13 protein-coding genes are annotated in these 16,717 nt (G+C 66.3%); 7 read left to right on the top strand and 6 right to left on the bottom strand.

The features are described from left to right. Nucleotides 1–195 precede the first annotated feature (195 nt). The gene (locus JYP50_RS08930) at nt 196–1,920 is read right to left on the bottom strand and encodes an SLC13 family permease (protein WP_206560165.1); all 1,725 of its coding nucleotides are present in this window, start codon (nt 1,918–1,920) and stop codon (nt 196–198) included. 125 nt (nt 1,921–2,045) lie between these two features. On the opposite strand from JYP50_RS08930, the gene JYP50_RS08935 reads away from it, so the two are divergent. Then, the gene (locus tag JYP50_RS08935) at nt 2,046–2,678 is read left to right on the top strand and encodes a peroxiredoxin family protein (RefSeq protein WP_206560166.1); all 633 of its coding nucleotides are present in this window, start codon (nt 2,046–2,048) and stop codon (nt 2,676–2,678) included. Here the strand turns inward: JYP50_RS08935 and JYP50_RS08940 are convergent. Beyond that, nucleotides 2,675–4,591 (bottom strand): DUF3604 domain-containing protein, encoded by a 1,917-nt coding sequence (locus JYP50_RS08940; RefSeq protein ID WP_347136751.1) that lies wholly within the window; start codon nt 4,589–4,591, stop codon nt 2,675–2,677. The two genes, JYP50_RS08935 and JYP50_RS08940, sit on opposite strands and share 4 nt — an antisense overlap. A 236-nt stretch (nt 4,592–4,827) precedes the next feature. Here JYP50_RS08940 and JYP50_RS08945 point away from each other — a divergent pair, with 236 nt between their 5' ends. Next, nucleotides 4,828–6,534, top strand: a complete 1,707-nt coding sequence (locus JYP50_RS08945; protein WP_206560168.1) for an FAD-binding protein — start codon at nt 4,828–4,830, stop codon at nt 6,532–6,534. Next, nucleotides 6,531–7,571 carry a Rieske 2Fe-2S domain-containing protein gene (locus JYP50_RS08950; RefSeq protein ID WP_206560169.1) on the top strand — a complete coding sequence of 347 codons (1,041 nt, stop codon included), beginning with the start codon at nt 6,531–6,533 and terminating at the stop codon, nt 7,569–7,571. Before JYP50_RS08945 ends, JYP50_RS08950 begins: the two co-directional genes overlap by 4 nt. A gap of 10 nt (nt 7,572–7,581) precedes the next feature. Here the strand turns inward: JYP50_RS08950 and JYP50_RS08955 are convergent, their stop codons facing one another. From JYP50_RS08955 to JYP50_RS08970, 4 genes are all read right to left on the bottom strand, one after another. Continuing rightward, nucleotides 7,582–8,052: an FKBP-type peptidyl-prolyl cis-trans isomerase gene (locus tag JYP50_RS08955; protein ID WP_206560170.1), complete on the bottom strand. Its 471-nt coding sequence runs from the start codon at nt 8,050–8,052 to the stop codon at nt 7,582–7,584. Between the two features lie 139 nt (nt 8,053–8,191). Beyond that, nucleotides 8,192–8,398, bottom strand: a complete 207-nt coding sequence (locus JYP50_RS08960) for a cold-shock protein (RefSeq protein ID WP_206560171.1) — start codon at nt 8,396–8,398, stop codon at nt 8,192–8,194. Between the two features lie 232 nt (nt 8,399–8,630). Continuing rightward, nucleotides 8,631–9,095 (bottom strand): SRPBCC domain-containing protein, encoded by a 465-nt coding sequence (locus tag JYP50_RS08965; RefSeq protein ID WP_206560172.1) that lies wholly within the window; start codon nt 9,093–9,095, stop codon nt 8,631–8,633. Between the two features lie 237 nt (nt 9,096–9,332). Next, complete coding sequence (locus JYP50_RS08970; protein WP_206560173.1) at nt 9,333–10,334, bottom strand: helix-turn-helix transcriptional regulator; 1,002 nt, start codon at nt 10,332–10,334, stop codon at nt 9,333–9,335. Nucleotides 10,335–10,475: 141 nt separating this feature from the next. Between JYP50_RS08970 and JYP50_RS08975 the strand changes: the two genes are divergently transcribed. From JYP50_RS08975 to recQ, 4 genes are all read left to right on the top strand, one after another. Beyond that, complete coding sequence (locus JYP50_RS08975) at nt 10,476–11,972, top strand: flavin-containing monooxygenase (RefSeq protein ID WP_206560174.1); 1,497 nt, start codon at nt 10,476–10,478, stop codon at nt 11,970–11,972. A gap of 267 nt (nt 11,973–12,239) precedes the next feature. Continuing rightward, nucleotides 12,240–12,980, top strand: a complete 741-nt coding sequence (locus JYP50_RS08980; protein WP_206560175.1) for a hypothetical protein — start codon at nt 12,240–12,242, stop codon at nt 12,978–12,980. A gap of 181 nt (nt 12,981–13,161) precedes the next feature. After that, nucleotides 13,162–14,634: an acyl-CoA carboxylase subunit beta gene (locus JYP50_RS08985; RefSeq protein WP_206560176.1), complete on the top strand. Its 1,473-nt coding sequence runs from the start codon at nt 13,162–13,164 to the stop codon at nt 14,632–14,634. Nucleotides 14,635–14,705: 71 nt separating this feature from the next. Beyond that, a complete protein-coding gene (gene recQ, locus JYP50_RS08990; RefSeq protein ID WP_206560177.1) occupies nt 14,706–16,532 on the top strand; it encodes a DNA helicase RecQ in 1,827 nt (608 codons plus the stop codon). Nucleotides 16,533–16,717 lie beyond the last annotated feature (185 nt).

Genomic DNA, 16,717 nt, shown 5'->3' on the forward strand with positions numbered 1-16,717 from the left:
ACCAGGGCCTCCTGCCCTCACGCGATTACGCTACGCCCTGTCGATAAAAAAGCGGGCGCCCCTGGGGCGCCCGCAATGCTGCCGCATTCCCGGCATCCGGTAGAGCTGCCGGGGGTCTGCCTGACCTAATGTAGTGTATGCCCCCTCTAATTGCAAACGATTCTCATTATTTTTCTTATTTAGAAAAAGGAACGCCTAGAATGGGAACACCAGGGGCAACAGGGTCAGCACCACCACCGAGTACGCCAGCGACACCGGGAGGCCGGCGCGCACATAGTCGCGCATCGCATAGCCCCCCAGGTTCTGCACCATGAGGTTGGTGGTGTAGCCATAGGGCGTGAGGAAGCTGGCGCTGGCGCCGTAGGCCACCGCCATCACGAAGGGCATGTGGCTGAACCCGAAGCTCTCCGCCAGGCCAAAGGCAATGGGGAAACTCAGGGCCGCGGCGGCGTTGTTGGTCATCAGCTCGGTGAGCAGCAAGGTGCCAAGGTAGATGCCCACCAAGGCCGCGTGCGGCCCAAGGGCGGCCAATTGTCCGTGCAGGCCGTCCGCCAGCAGGCCCACCAGCCCGGAATTGGTCAGGGCCTGGGACAGGGTCAGGGCGGAGCCGATAATCAGCCAGATCTCGAAGGGAAAACGGCGGCGCAGCTCCGAGCCGCGCACCAGCCCCATCCCCAGCATGCACACCAGCAGGAAAGCCAGGCCCTTGATCAGCGGCACCAGCTCCAGGGAGGCCAGGCCGATCACCACCAGCAGGGTGAGGCTCACGAACCAGTTCTGCAACGGCGTGGAACTGGCGCCATTGACCGAGTCGTCGATGACCACGAAGTTCTTGCCCAGGTTGTTGCGGTCGTGGAAGTCGGGACCGGTGGCCAGCATCAGGTTGTCGCCGGCGTGGATCGTAATGTTGCCGAGCTTGCCCGACAGGCGCTTGCCGCCGCGGCGCATGCCCACGACCGCGGCGTCGAATAGCGAGCGGAAACCGCTGTCCTTGATGGTCTTGCCCTCGATGCTGGCATTGGGCATGACGATCACTTCCATCATGTTTTCCCGCAACAGCCCCTCCTCCACCGCGAACAGGTGCAGGCCTTCGAAAGCTTCCAGGGCGCTGAGTTGCTTGATGTCCCCGGAAAAGATCAGCTTGTCGCCAGCCTCGATATACTCGCTCGGCGCCACCGGCGACATCAGGTGCTCGTCGCGCACGATCTCCACCAGGAACAGGGCGTCCAGGTCGCGCAGCCGGTTCTCGGCGATGGTGCGGCCGATCAGCGGGGACCCCGGGGCGACCTCGGCTTCGATCAGGTATTCGTTGACGTCGAGCTGCTCGGCGCTGTCGCTCGGCAACAGGCGAACGATGACCAGCAGCAGGGCGATGCCGACCAGCGCGGCGCTGCCACCCACCACAAAAAAGTCGAAAAACGACAGGCCCTGTCCGGTGGCGTCCTCCAGGAAACTACTGACAATCAGGTTGGTACTGGTGCCGATCAGGGTCATGGTGCCGCCGAGTATCGCCGCGTAGGACAACGGTATCAGCAGCTTGGAGGCCGGGTGGTGGCGATTGTTGCGCACTGTCTGCGCCAGGGTGGCGACCACGGCGGTGTTGTTGACGAAGGCGGAAAACAGGGCTGTCACGCCGCCCAGTCGCAACAGGCTGGAAGCGAGTCCGGGAGTGATCAACTTGCCGGACAGACGATTGAGCCAGGACAGTTTTTCCAGGCCCACCGACACCAGCAGTAACAAAACAAGGGTAATCAGGCCGGTGTTGGCGGCTTTCTGGAGTACCTCGCTGGTATCGACCAGGCCAAGAAAGTAGGCCGCCAGCATGGTGCCGACGAACACTCGCGACGCGGGCCAGTCGGTGAAAATCAGGCCACCCAGCAAAATCAGGAACAGCCCGGATATCAACAACTGATCGATCATGCCTTATTCTCGTACCCGCCAGTTCCAAAAGCGCAAAGCATACGCGGAACCGGTCCATGGCGACAACCGCCGGGCGGCCGCGTTACACTGCCAAAATCGCATAAGCTAATAACCACGGGGCAACCATGCAGCGCGTTCTCATAGTCCTTGCCGTTCTCCTGTTGCTGGCCACGGGCCTGGTCTACGTGTACCAGGACGACGTGAAGGAAAAAGCCTACGCCAAGCTCACCGAAAACATGTTCGTGGCCGGCGACGACGATGACTTTGATCCGGGGCCGGCCCTGGGTTCGGACTTTCCCGGCGTGCGGGCGCGCTACCAGGGGCAACAGATACAGTTACTCGCGCCCTTCGCCGGCACCAACGGCACCGTGTTCATCGCCAGCCGCTCCCTGGACTGGTGCCCCTACTGTATGAAGCAGATGGTGCAACTGCAGCAGCACAAGCCCGGCTTCGACGCCGCCGGCATCGGCATGGTGGCCATCACCTACGACACCCCGGAACAGCTGCGGGCCTTTGCCGAGCGCCACGGCATCACCATTCCCCTGCTGTCGGATATCGACGCCATGACCTTCAAGACCCTGGGCATCCTCAACCAGCAGTACCAGAGCGGCGACGCCCAGTACGGTATTCCCCACCCGGGGATGATCGTGATCGACCCCGAGGGCAAGGTGGTCGGCAAGCTGTTCCTGGAGGCCTACAGCAGCCGCGTGGATTCCGCTGCCGCCCTGGCCTACGCCAGGCAGGCCCTGGCGCTCTAGGACTCGCCTGCCGGCGGCGTATACCAGATGGGCGATGTCCAGGCGCGCTCCTGGATGGTGGGCAGGTGTTCGGCGGAACAGCAGTTGGCGTAGTCATCGGGCACGCTGTCGGGCTCGTCGCAGTCCACACCCGCCGCCAGGCACAGGCGCTGGCTCCAGCGACAGCTGGGGTTTTCCACCACCCGGGAGTAATAGTAGGCCGGCTGGCTTGCATCGAAGTCGTCGTCGCGCCAGACACCGCACAGCTGCGCGTGGCCCTCGCCACGGGGCTCGCAGGTATCCAGGTCGACGCTTGCGCCATTGTCGGCCGATCCCGCCACATCCAGCACCTGCTGGTGGCTCTCACCCTCGCGGTCCACCCAGGCCTTGACGATCTGGATGCGCTGCAAGGGCATGCCCGGGCTATCCGCGGTGCCGGCGTCTTGCTGCGCCACCACCAGGAAGGACGGCCCGGTATCCTCTGCGGGCGGTACCGACAGCTCGCCGCCCATCGGCACGCCGCCGGCGTAGGCCCGCTCGACGCGATCCGCCTGCTGGCACAGGTCACCGGGGTAGTCCCAGCCGGCGAAGAAGCGGGTGACGATGCGCGGCCCGCTGGTACCGTAGGCCTCGCGGCGGCGCATCGCCCGGAACAAGGCGTCGCGGCTGTTCTCCTCCGCCCACAGCACCGCCAGGCCGCCCGGGTTGTACTCCAGCTTGTCCGGGAGCCCTGGAGGAATTTCCCTGGCGGCGGGCACTCCGGCACCGCCGTGGCCGAGGAAGCGGTCCTCTTCGGCCGCCCCCGGCGCGCCCAGGTGGGTGTCGGTGCTGGCGACAAAGCCCTGCTGGTAGGGATTGACGCCCAGCTCGCGCTGCAACTGCAGGCCATCGGCCAGCACCCGCCGCAGGAAACCGGTATCGGGCCGCGGCGGGTTGTCGAAGCCTGAAATGTTGTCCACCGGCTGCTGTTCGAAAGCGCACAGCTCGTCCTGGGTCACGCCGGCCTGGTAGTAGCACTCCGACGCGCCCTTGTGCTGCATGATTTCCGCCAGCGGCTCGAACTGCCGGCGCAGTCGCGCGTATTCCACGCTCATTGGCGCGCCGTCGTCCTCGCGGCCGCTGTACATGTAACCGGCGCTCAAGTTGGCGTTGTGCGGAATCACCAGCGAATCGCAAGCGCCCTGCGCCGAGTTGCACTGGCTGTCCAGCGACCCCCACAACTGAACCGCGGCGGGGCCGTCGATGAAGCTGATCGGCAACGCGGGCACCTCGGCATTGCGGAACACCACATTGCGGTGCAAATTGCCACCGGAATCGGGCTCGCCGCCGGTCCACTCGTAACCGACAAAGGTGGTGAATTCACAGTCGGCGCTGCGATCGTAGTAGTCCTCGGCGGCGGCCTGCATTTCCCCCCACGGCCCGCGGGCTGCGGCCAGGCACAGGGCGTCGTCCTCGCCGCACAGGCCGAGGTGGGAGGCCTCTATCGCCGACATATAGTTGAACAGGTAAAACGCCGCCCGGGGCCAGTGGCGGTAAACCAGGCACTGCCAGGCGTTGTGCCCCTCGAGCTCGGGGTTGTTGCACATGGCCACCTCGCCGATGAGTTCGGCGTGATCGGACACCATGGCGAAGTCCAGGGGCCGGCGCAGCTGCAGCGCGCGCATGCCCTCTCCCGCCTCGGTCCAGGGCTGGATCGGCAGCTCGGCGCCACGGGCGAACTGATAGGCCTGTTCCGGCGTGGTGCGCGTGCCCTGGGTGCTGGCGTCCAGGGAATAGCGCGTGTGCACGTGCAGGTCGCCGAAAAACGGCTGTTTCAACGGCCGGTGGTCGGTGCAGGGCTGGCGCTGCTCGGTGTAGGCTTCGGTAGCGGCGGCGACCGGTGCGGTGAACAGCAAAGGGAGTATCGCGAGGAATGCGCTTGTTGCCGTCTTCACGCGGCCGGCTCCTTGTTGATCAAACTGAACACGGATCACCCCTTATTCATGTTGTTCGGCGGACATTAGGCGCGAAGTCCCGACAGGTCAACGCGGGAGGCCGCATTATTGAACTGCCCGTCAAATTGTTGGGCGCAGTGCGCACAAGCCGTATTCAGTCGCGCCGCGGCGTGTTTCCATTTTCAGCGACACACGCATAAAAAAGGACACGCCATGCCGGCACTGGAGCAGCACCAATGAGCGCCGACCGCGAAATCGACTGGCTGGTGGCCGGCGCCGGTGCCGGCGGCATGACCGGCGCGGTGGTCGCCCACCAGCTCGGCGGCACGGCGCTGGTGGTGGAGAAGGAGCCAGTGTATGGCGGCACCACCGCAAAGTCCGGCGGCGTCGCCTGGATTCCGGGCAACCACCGGCTGCCGGAACTCGGTATCGACGACAGCCCGGAGGAAGGCTACCGCTACCTCAAGGGCCTGATCGGTGACAGCGTACCCGACGCGCGCCTGCGCGCCTACGCGGAGGGCGCGCCGTCGATGCTGCGCTTCATGATGGCCCACAGCCACGTGCACTACACCCCCCTGCCCGCCTACATGGATTACTACGAGGAGGTGCCCGGCTACAAATCCGGCGGGCGCTCCATGGACCCGGCGCCGCTGCACATCCGCCACCTGGGGCGGGCGGCGGCGAGCATGAGCCGCGACCACTACACCGGCTTGCTGCTGCCCTTCAATGTCTCGGTGGTGGAGGGCCGGCGACTGCAGGAGATGGACCTGGGCGCCTACCTGCTCGGCGCCAAACTGGCGGCGCGCTACTACGCCGACCTGCCGGCGCGGCTGGCGCGTCGCGGCGACGACCGCCTGACCCTGGGTCCGGCGCTGGTGGCCCGCCTGCGGCGCTCGCTGCTGGACCGGGACATTCCCCTGTGGCTCGACGCGCCGGTGACCGAACTGCTCACCGAGGGCGGCCGGGTGTGCGGCGCGCGGGTGACGCACAAGGGAGAGAGCGTCACCGTAACAGCCCGCCGCGGCGTGCTGCTGTGCACCGGCGGCTTTGCCCGCAACGCCGCCTTGCGCCAGCGCTACCAGCCGCAGCCCTCCAGCGATCGCTGGACCGCCGCCGCCCCGGGTTCCACCGGCGACGGGATTCGCCTGGGTGAGCAGGTAAACGCGTCGCTGGGTTTCATGGGCAGCGCCTGGTGGTCGCCCACCTATATCCTGCCGGACGGGCGCAGCCTGGCGCTGATCTCCGGCAAATCCAACCCCGGCTCGATCATGGTCAATCGCCAGGGCCGGCGCTTCGCCAACGAAGCCCAGCCCTACGAGGACCTGGTAAAGGCGCAGTACGCCAGCGAGGCCCGCGGCGAGGGCGCCATCCCCTGCTACCTGGTGTTCGACAGCCTGTTTCGCCAGCGCTATACCGCCGGACATATCAAACCGGCGAAAATCACCCCCGACGACAAGCTGCCCGCCGACTATTTCACATCGGGGCTGCTTGCCCGGGCGGATACCCTGGGACAGTTGGCGGACAAGTTGGGCATCGACGCGGCCACGCTCGAGCGCACCGTACAGCGCTTTAACGAGCACGCCCGGCTCGGCGAGGACCCGGATTTCGGCCGCGGGCGCAGCCTGCACGATCGCTACTACGCCGACCCCAGGGTTGAGCCCAACCCCTCCCTGGCGCCGCTGGACCGCGGGCCCTTTTACGCCCTGCGCTGCGAACCCGGCGATCTGGACACCAAGGGCGGCCTGCTCTGCGACGAGCACGCGCGAGTGCTGGATGGCGACCGGCGTCCCATTGCTGGCCTGTATGCCGCGGGCAATGCCAGCGCCGCGGTAATGGGCGATACCTACCCCGGCGCCGGCTCCACCATCGGATCGGCGATGACCTTTGCCTATATCGCGGCCCGTCACGCCTTCAAGGAAACGGGCCAGGGAGGAACGCCATGAGCGAGTACAAGTACGCCTTCCTGGAACCGGGCCACTACGCCCGCGGCTGGCATATCGTGCTGTTCTCCAGTGAACTGGCCCCCGGGGAGGTGAAGGCCCTGCACTACTTCGACCGCGAGTTCGTCGCCTGGCGCAGCGAGTCGGGGGCGGTGTCGGTACTCGATGCCTACTGTCCCCACCTGGGCGCCCACCTGGCCAGTGACGGCGGCCGCGTCAACGGCGAACGCATCGCCTGCCCCTTCCACGGCTGGTCCTTCGACCGCGCCGGACACTGCGTGGAAATCCCCTACGCCAGGAAAATCCCCGAACGCGCCCGGCACGCGCTCAAAGGCTGGCCGGTAATGGAGCGCAACGGTTTCATCGCCCTGTGGTACAGCGAGGACGCCAGCGAGCCGCAAGACTACATTCCGGCGATCGAGGACTGGGGGCCGGCGGGCTGGGGCGACTGGCAGTTCCAGCGCTCGCGCATTCGCGCGCAACCCTGCGATGTGATCGAAAACATTGTCGACATCGCCCACTTCCCCCATGTGCACGGGGGCAATGTGCGCGCCTTCGAAAACCGTTTCGGAGACGTTACGGTGACCCAGGTATCCAAGGTGCAGCGCGATCCCGAGTCCGGCATGATCACCCCGCCGGGGCTGGACTTCAACCTGGTGGAAGCGCGCAACCAGGGCGCGGGCATGGAGGCGGACGCCTGGGGTGACGCCACCTACCACGGCCCCTCGATCATGTACTACTACACCGAGTCACGCAGTCCGGAAATCAGTTTTAAAAGCTGGTGGGTGAATTACCACACGCCGGTCAATGACCAGGAACTGGACCTGTGCTCGGCGGTCATCATGAGCAGCCTGGACGACACGGCGCTGCCGGAGGAGTTTACGCGGCTCTACCCTTCGGTAGCCCACGCGGCCTTTGGCCAGGATGTCGCCATCTGGCAGGACAAGGTGTACCGGGCCGACCCCATCCTCTGCGATGGCGATGGCCCGATCACCAAGTTGCGCCGCTGGTACGAGCGCTTTTACCTGCCGATCGGGTGAATAACCGCGATCAGTGCGGGTGGCCGTGGTCGACTTCTTCGTCGGTGGCCGGGCGCACGTCCACAACCTGCACGTCGAAGTGCAGCTCAACACCAGCCAGCGGGTGGTTGGCGTCGATGGTGACCTTGTCGCCATCGACCGCGGTGACCACGACGCGCTGCGCGCCACCGTCCTGGCCCTGCGCCTGGAAGGCCATACCGGGTTCGATGCTATCGACGCCCTGGAAGACCTCGCGGTCCACCTCCTGGATCAGTTGCGGCACCACTTCGCCGTAGGCATCCTCCGGCGGAACGGCCACGGTCAGCTCTGCGCCGGTGGATTTGCCCACCAGAGCGTTTTCCAGGCCGGGGATCAGGTTGCCCGCGCCGTGCAGGTACTTCAGAGGCTCGGCGCCAGCGGAATTCTCGATTTCGTTGCCCTCGGCATCGGAGAGCTTGTAGTGAAGGCTGACAACGGCGTTGTCGCCAATTAGCAGGGACATGATGTGCTCCTGTTTGGGACGGCCACGCCCGATGAGACGCGCCGGATGAATGATGCCCCGATAGGCCAGTGCAATGCGACTGACTGGAAACACCGCCGGGGGGGACTACCCCGGCGGGTTCAGAGGTGGCGTGAGCCGATCAGAGGACGACGATGTTCTCTGCTTGCGGGCCTTTTTGGCCCTGAGTCACGGTGAACTCAACTTTCTGGCCTTCGACCAGGGTTTTGAAACCGGAACCGCTGATGGCGCTGAAGTGGGCGAACACATCGGGGCCGGAATCCTGTTCGATAAAGCCGAAGCCCTTGGTTTCGTTGAACCACTTGACCGTGCCAGTGCTGGTAGACATATCTTACTTCCTGAATTTTCAACAGATTGGAAACACTCCCGGGGGAGCGATTTGGCTTGAGTTAGAGCGTTTACTTATGGTTTACAGGACGAGGTACTAACAGCGAGACTTCGGACAAGCAGGCATAAATAGCAGAAATAACTTGCAAGCCCCGCCAGTATAGGGCAGCAATCGGTGCCGTCAATCGATTTTCAGTGGAATTTTACCGATCGCCGCCGCGGAGGCACCCCGACTAGCCCGTCCTCCGCTCCCGATAAAGCGACTCGCAGTGCGTCTTGAGGTCGCGGGCGCAGCGGTTAAAGCCCTCTTCCACCGGGACCGCCAGGGTCGCCATCATCTCCTCCGCCCCGGGCCCGTCGAACTCGTCCACCGAGACATAGCTGCAGCGGTGCTCGCCCAGGGGAGTGATGGTCTGGGTGCGCACGGCGTGGATGGGGTCCCCCGGCCGGTTTTCCATACGCCAGGCCACCACCCGTTCCGGCTCGATCCGGCAAATGTACTCGACCTGCTCCTGCAACCCGAAACCCAGGTCCACCTGCATGCGGATGGGGGCATCCAGGGCCAGTTCGGCCTCGGCCACCGGGCAGAAACCGTTCCACTGGCCGTAACCGGCGAAATCCACCAGCACCTCCCACACCAGCGAGGCCGGCGCCTCGATGTCCACCGTGTCCGAACTCACCGTCTTGCCGCGTATCATGGCCTGTCTCCCTTGCCGATTTTGGCCAAGTCTGGCCCCGGGCGGCGCGGCGGTAAAGCGGGCGCGACCGCCGCCGCGGCGCCACACCCGGCTGGTTGAACTATCCGCACCGAAAACCCCGGCAACGCCCCTCCCCCTGTCGCCGCCAGGCGCGAAAAGCCATACTCCGGCCCCTTGTAAATCAAGGGATCAATGCCATGAAAACATGCTTTGCCCGCGCGGCCAGCGCCCTCGCCCTCACACTCTCCCTGGCCGCCCCCGCGCTCGGGGCGAGCAGCCATGCCACTGGTGAAAAGCGCGGCGAAAAGAGCCCGGGTCGCTGAAACCGAGCCGCGCCGCCACCTGGGTCACCGACAGGTCGCCCCGCGCCAGCAAGCGCGCAGCCATTTCCGACAGGCACTGCTCCCGCAGCTGCCGATAGCCACTGCCCTCGTCCCGCAGGCGCCCGCGCAGGGTGGACAGGGGAATCTCCAGGATGTCCGCCAGCCGGGCCTGGGTCGGCGGGCCCTCGCCCCGCTCCAGCGCCGCCACCATCAGCGCGCATACCTGCGCGCCCAGGTCGCTCACGCGCAGGCCGAACACCGCGCAGGGAAACAGCTCGAAAAACGTGTCGAACTCGGCGCGCCCGCGCACGCAGGGCCAGTCCAGCACCGCCGGATCAAACTCCAGGGAATAGCGCTCGCCGCCGGCCAGCACCGGTGCCCGGAACAGCTTCAGGAAAGGCAACACGTCGTCGCGCTGAATGGGCCCGATGCAGACCCGGGACAGGGGCAGCTCGCGCCCCGCCAGCCACTGCAACAACTGGCGGAAGGCAAACAGGCCGGTAATGTCCACCAGGCTGCTGGCGGTGGTGGTTTCCAGGCGCAGGGAGTCCAGCTGCAGGGAGACCGCGTCGCCGGCGCGGGTTAGGGTCAGGACCCCGGCGCGCGGGTACAGCACCGCGCTGTAGCGCGCGCACAGGTCGATCGCGCCGCGTACATCCGCGGCGCTCATGGCGCAGCGGCACATCATCTCCACCGCGTCCCGGGCCATCGGCTCGCGGCCCGATTCGCCGGCCACCTGCCGCTCCAGTAACTGCACCACTTCCAGGTACCAGCGGGTGAACTCGCCAAGATTGCGCGGGTTGCGCAACGGCACGGACACCCGGTAGCGGGCCAGCTCCCGCTCCAGCAGGGCCACCAGGGGTGAAAACGAGGACTGTACGGACGCGAGTTCCCGCGCTCCCGAATGCTCCGGCATCGGCCCTTCCGCAAAACTTTCGAACCCGCAGCTTATCATGCAGCCTGACATTTTTGTCATGGTTTTATGTCACTTAAGTTATGCTTTGACGGCGCGACCCAGGCTAAGCTGGAGCCATTGCAAACACGGAGCACAAGCGACATGGCACAGCAAGATTTGCGCGTGGTGGTTCTCGGCGCCGGCATGGCCGGCATCCTGGCCGGCATCAAACTCCTGGAGCGGGGCTACCGGGACATTACCCTGTACGAGAAAGCCGACCGCGTGGGCGGCACCTGGCGGGAAAACACCTACCCGGGACTGACCTGCGATGTCCCCTCCCACCACTACACCTACTCCTTCGAGCGCAACCCGGACTGGACCCGGCACCTGCCGCCGGGGGCGGAAATCCAGTCCTACTTCGAGCGCACCACGGAAAAATACGGCCTCTACGACGTCATCCGCTTCAACGAGGAGGCCACCAGCGCGCGCTTTGAAAACGGGCGCTGGCACCTGGGCTTGCGCAGCGGCCGCCAGGACGTGGCCGACGTGCTGATCGCCGCCACCGGCGTGCTGCACAAGCCCCGCTTTCCGGACATCAAGGGCGCCGACACTTTCACCGGGCACCTGTTTCATTCCGCCCGCTGGGACCACAGTGTCGACCTCGACGGCAAGCGTATCGGGGTTATCGGCAACGGCTCCACCGGCGTGCAGATCATCTCCGCCCTGGCCGGGCGCGCGGCAAAAATCGAGCATTACCAGCGCACTGCGCAGTGGATCATGCCGGTGGAGAACGGCTATTTCAGCGACGAGGAACGGGCGGCCTTCCGCGACCCGGCGGTACTGGAACAGGCGATGCAGACCGAGACCTACATGGCCGGCGTGGAGCGCTACACCGAGGCGGTGACCGACATGGAATCCGAGGGCGCCCGGGAGATGGCCGCCATCTGCCTGGCCAACCTGGAAAACAACGTGCAAGACCCGGCCCTGCGTGAAAAGCTGCGCCCCGATCACGCCCCCCTGTGCAAGCGCCTGATTTTCTCCCCGGACTATTACCAGGCCATCCAGCACCCGAACGCGGCGCTGGTCACCGAGGGTATCGAGTGCATCGAGCCATCCGGCATTCGCACCCGCGACGGCGAACTGCACGAGCTGGACATCATCGTGTTCGCCACTGGATTCCACCCGGACTGTTTCATGCGACCCATGACCATCACCGGCCGCAACGGCGCCGACCTGGAAGACCTGTGGCATGAGAAGCCCCTCGCCTACCTGGCGATCAGCATGCCCGACTTCCCCAACCTGTTCATGCTCAACGGTCCCTCGGGCCCGGTGGGGAATTTCTCCCTGATCGACATCGCCGAGAACCAGTGGGGCTACATCGAGCAACTGATGGACCGCATTCGCAGCGGCGAGTGCCAGGAGATCGCCCCTACCAGGGACGCCCTGGCGGCCTACGAGGCCAGTCGGGTGGAGGCCGCCAAGCAGACCGTGTGGTTCCGCGGCGGCTGTAACAGCTGGTACCTCGACAAGCAGGGCGTGCCCGCGAGCTGGCCCTGGAACTACTCGCGCTTTGTGGACATGATGACAACGCCGGACTGGCGGGCTTTTGGACTGGCGACACCGTTTGCGCCAAAGGAAGGTGCCGCGGTCGCGAACTGATTCCGCGGCCCGGCAAGGCGCATAAACGGCGTTGGGGGCGGGTTGGAGACGGGTTGGAGACAAATAGTATCGGCGCGTATACTTGCCGACGACTCCTGACTTCGCCCGAATATGCCAATAAACGCGGACCTACCGGACCAGTATGCGCGTGAGCTTGAGGCCCTTGCGGCCTCAAGCCAATGCACCCCCGACCCGCGGGATTACCTCACCGCGTATCGGCGGCTCCCGGTAGAGGGGTACGCGCGGTTCGCGGCGGAGCTGCTGCAAATGGAAACCCGCGCGAAGCAGCGCGACCCGCGCCTGGCCCGCGCCCTCAACCGCTATCTACTGGCCTCCCGCCTCGCCGCCCACGATCCCGACGACGCGCCGCTACACCTGCCGACCGAGATTCGCGAACGCTATCACGACGAGCGCGATCGGATTCTGCAGTGCCTGGAGAACGCCCCACAGGACTACTTCAGCCTGCGCTGTGACACATTCTCCAAGGACCTGGCGGTACTCGACTTCCGCCTGATTCCCCTGGGAGCGGAGTACGCGGCGCCCGGCGCGGGGATTTCCAGGCGCCTGCTGTTCGCCGGCGGCCTTGCCCAGGGTTTGCGGTTTACCCGCAACGCCCTGCTCCGCTACCGCTCCCTGTCGGGCTACCTCGAGCTGCACGCCCATCCCGGCCGGTTACAGGAATTCAACGAGCAGGGCTGGCGCGATACGCTGGCCCGCCTGGCGTCCCTGGTCCGGGCCAACCCCGATGTGCGCGGGGTTGTCAGCAGCAGCTGGTTTCTCGATCCAGGCCTTGCCCAAATCAGCCCCCGGCTCGCCTACCTCCGCCGGCAATCACTCGATACCGGCGCCGATCTGTACTATTCAACGCTGGACAGCAACGGCACGTCGGGAGCACTGGAGACATCCGCCACGCGCCGACGATCGTTTGCACAGGGCGACTACACGCCCCGCATTTACACCCGGATCTGGTCCCGCCAGCGACTTTTGGACAACAGTCACAAGGCCTGAGCCGGCCCGCGACCACGCCTCAGGGTGTTGCGCCAGTACAGTTCCAGACTTTTCTTGATCGACGCCCCATCCCGCAATGCTTCAGACAATATAGTGAACCCCCGGCAAGTAATCGCCGTTGCCGGCGAATTGCACTTCTCGTACTGTGATCAAGCATAGATAGCCGAAGGAACTTTGCCCAATGTCGCACAATCTGGATACCTGGAAAGCGCTACTTGCGGAGCTCGAGGAACACCACCGCCAGGCGCAAGCCATGGGCGGCAAGGACAGAATCGCCCGCCAGCATGCCCGCGGCCGCTTGACCGCCCGCGAGCGCATCCAGCGTTTCTGCGACCCCGGCAGCTTTCGCGAATACGGCGCCCTCGCCGGCGGCTGCCACCCCAATGGCGAGGCGGCGGTACCGGCGGACGCGCTGGTGGGTGGCACCGGCCGGGTGGCCGGTTCCAGCATTGTGGTGCTCGCCGAGGATTTCACCGTCAAGGGCGGCTCCATTGGCCACCCCAACGCGGCCAAGCGGGCCCGCCTGGTGCGCCTGGCGCTGGAGCGGCAACTGCCCCTGGTATTGATGCTGGACGGCGCCGGCGAGCGCGCCAGCAACCAGTCGGAGCGCTACCCCCACGCCCCGGGCGACCTGCAACTGGTGGCCGACCTCAAGGGCCAGGTACCCGTGGTCACCCTGGTGCTGGGCACCTCCGCCGGCCACGGGGCCCTGACCGGCATGTTCGCCGACCTGATCATCATGTCCGCCGACGCCACCCTGTTCAGCGCGGGTCCACCGCTGGTGGCGGCCTCGCTGGGGCGGGAAGTCACGCCCCAGGAACTGGGCAGCGCGCGCATGCACACCCAGGTCAGCGGCGTGGCCCACAACCTCGGCGACAGCGAGGAGGAATGCCTGGCCATGGCTCGGACCTTCCTCGGCTACCTGCCGCGCCGTGCCGGCGAACCGCTGCCCGAGCGGCGCGACGACGCCAGCGCCGCGCCCCGGGAGCTGGACGACCTGCTGGAACGCATTCCCCCCGCGCCCCAGCAGGGCTACAACATGCTGCCGGTACTGGAGGACCTGGTGGACGCCGATTCCCTGTTCGAGCTGCAACCCGGCTACGGACGCAATATCATCACCGCCCTGGCGCGTATCGGTGGCACCCCCTGCCTGGTGCTGGCCAACCAGCCGGCGGTACAGGCCGGAGCCATCACCCCCGAGGCGGCGCAGAAGGCCACCCACTTCCTCGAGGTCGCCGCCGCCTTCGGCCTGCCCCTGGTCAGCCTGGTGGACAACCCCGGGGTGATGCCCGGCCCGGCTTCCGAGCAGGCCGGCGTGCTGGCCGCGGCCGGGCGCATGTTCCGCGCCCAGCGCGCCTGCCGCCAGCGCAAGGTGGTGGTCACCCTGCGCAAGGCATTCGGCTTCGGCAGTTCGGTGATGGGCATGAACCCCTTCGATCACCAGTTGGTGAGCCTGGCCCTGCCCTGCGTCAGCCTCGGGGGCGTGCCGGCACTCGGCGGCGCCGCCGCGACCGGCGCCAGCGACACCGAGGCGGCGCAGATGAAGGCACTTCAGGCCGGTGCCTGGATTCCGGCGGACGCCATGGCCTTCGACCGGGTTATCGATCCGCGCCAGCTGCGCAACGAGATCATCGCCGCCCTGCACACTGGCTGAGTACCGCCGCGGGCGAAATTGACGCCACGCGCGGGCGGTCGGCGGCGGCGCGCTGCGGTATACTGCGCGCCATGACCACAGCAATCAGCCCCGCCCGCCACACCCTGCAATCCGTCTTCGGCTACGAGGCCTTCCGCCCCCACCAGGAAGCCATCGTCGAGTCGGTGATCGACGGCGGCGACGCCCTGGTGCTGATGCCCACGGGGGGCGGCAAGTCCCTGTGCTACCAGGTCCCGGCCCTGGTGCGCGCCGGCTGCGGCATCGTGATCTCGCCGCTGATCGCGCTGATGCAGGACCAGGTGGACAGCCTGCGGGAATTGGGGGTCCGCGCCAGTTACCTCAATTCCAGCCTGGCCCCCGAGGAGGCCCGGGCGGTGGAGACGGCGCTGCTGGCCGGCGAGCTGGACATGCTGTACGTGGCCCCCGAACGGTTGATCCAGGAGCGCACCCAGGCCCTGCTGGAGCGGTCCCGGATCGCGCTGTTTGCCATTGACGAGGCCCACTGCGTGTCCCAGTGGGGGCACGACTTTCGCGCCGACTACCTGCAACTGAGCCTGCTGCACGAACGCTTCCCCGAGGTACCCCGGGTGGCGCTCACCGCCACCGCCGACGCGCGCACCCGGCAGGAGATCGTGCAGCGCCTGGACCTGGGCGCGGCGCGGCAGTTCATCGCCGGTTTCGACCGCCCCAACATCTGCTACCGCATCGCGCTGAAACAGAACCCGCGCCAGCAGCTGCTGCGCTTTTTGCGGGAGGAACACCCGCGGGACGCCGGCATCGTCTACTGCCTGTCGCGCAAAAAAACCGAGGAGGTCGCGGCCTGGCTGTGCGAACAGGGCTTCAACGCCCTGCCCTACCACGCCGGTCTCGACCCCCGCCTGCGCGCCACCCACCAGTCCCGCTTCCTGCGGGAGGACGGGCTGATCATGGTGGCCACCATCGCCTTCGGCATGGGTATCGACAAACCCGACGTGCGCTTCGTGGCCCACCTGGACCTGCCCAAGACGGTGGAGGCCTACTACCAGGAAACCGGGCGCGCCGGCCGCGACGGCCAGAGCGCCAACGCCTGGCTGGTGTACGGCTTGCAGGACGTGATCAAACTGCGGCAGATGATGGAGTCCTCCGAGGGCAGCGAGGAACACAAGCGCGCCGAACAGCAGCGGCTCAACGCCATGCTCGGCCTGTGCGAGATCACCAGTTGCCGTCGCCAGGCCTTGCTGCGCTACTTCGGCGATTCGCTGGAGACGCCCTGCGGCAACTGTGACAGCTGCCTGCAACCGGTTGAGACCTGGGACGGCACCGAGGCCGCGCGCAAGGCCCTGTCCGCCGCCTACCGCACCGGCCAGCGCTTCGGGGTGAATCACCTGGTGGATGTCCTGCGCGGCGCCGACACCGAGCGGGTGCGCCAGCTCGACCACCACACCCTGCCCACCTACGGCATCGGCCGGGAATTGGACAACAACCAGTGGCGCTCGGTGTTCCGCCAGCTGGTGGCCCGGGGCTACCTGAGCGTGGACATGGAGTTTGGCGCCCTGCGCCTGCAGGCCCAGTGCCGGCCCCTGCTGCGCGGGGAAGAGACCCTCGACCTGCGCAAGGACCAGCCGCAACAGGCGGCGAAGCAGCGCACCCGGCAACCGCTGCCGGAGGATATCGACGTCGGCCTGTGGGAGGCCCTGCGGGACCGGCGCCGGGAGCTGGCGGAGGAACAGGGCATTCCGCCCTATATCATCTTCCACGACCGCACCCTGCAGGAAATGTGCGCCGCCCTGCCCCAGACCCTGGAGGATTTCGTCCACATCAGCGGCGTGGGGGAGCGCAAGCTCGACAAATACGGCGCCGAGTTCCTCAACGTGATCCGCGGGCACCTGGCGGCGGCGAGCGCCTCGCCGTCGAATTGACCCCCGGCCAAAAAAACCGACGGAATGAATGACCCGAAAAGAGGGGCCCGCTGTGCCCGAATAAAGAGGGGCAGGCCCTCCGCCCTACAGGAGAGCATCCCCGCGCCCTGTAGGGTCGAGTTCATTCGACCAACCCAAAAGCGGCGGAATAAATTCCGCCCTACACGGTAGGCACCGCTCCCCTG

This window comes from Parahaliea mediterranea (genome assembly GCF_017255185.1).
In the GTDB taxonomy this organism is placed as follows: domain Bacteria; phylum Pseudomonadota; class Gammaproteobacteria; order Pseudomonadales; family Halieaceae; genus JAFKCZ01.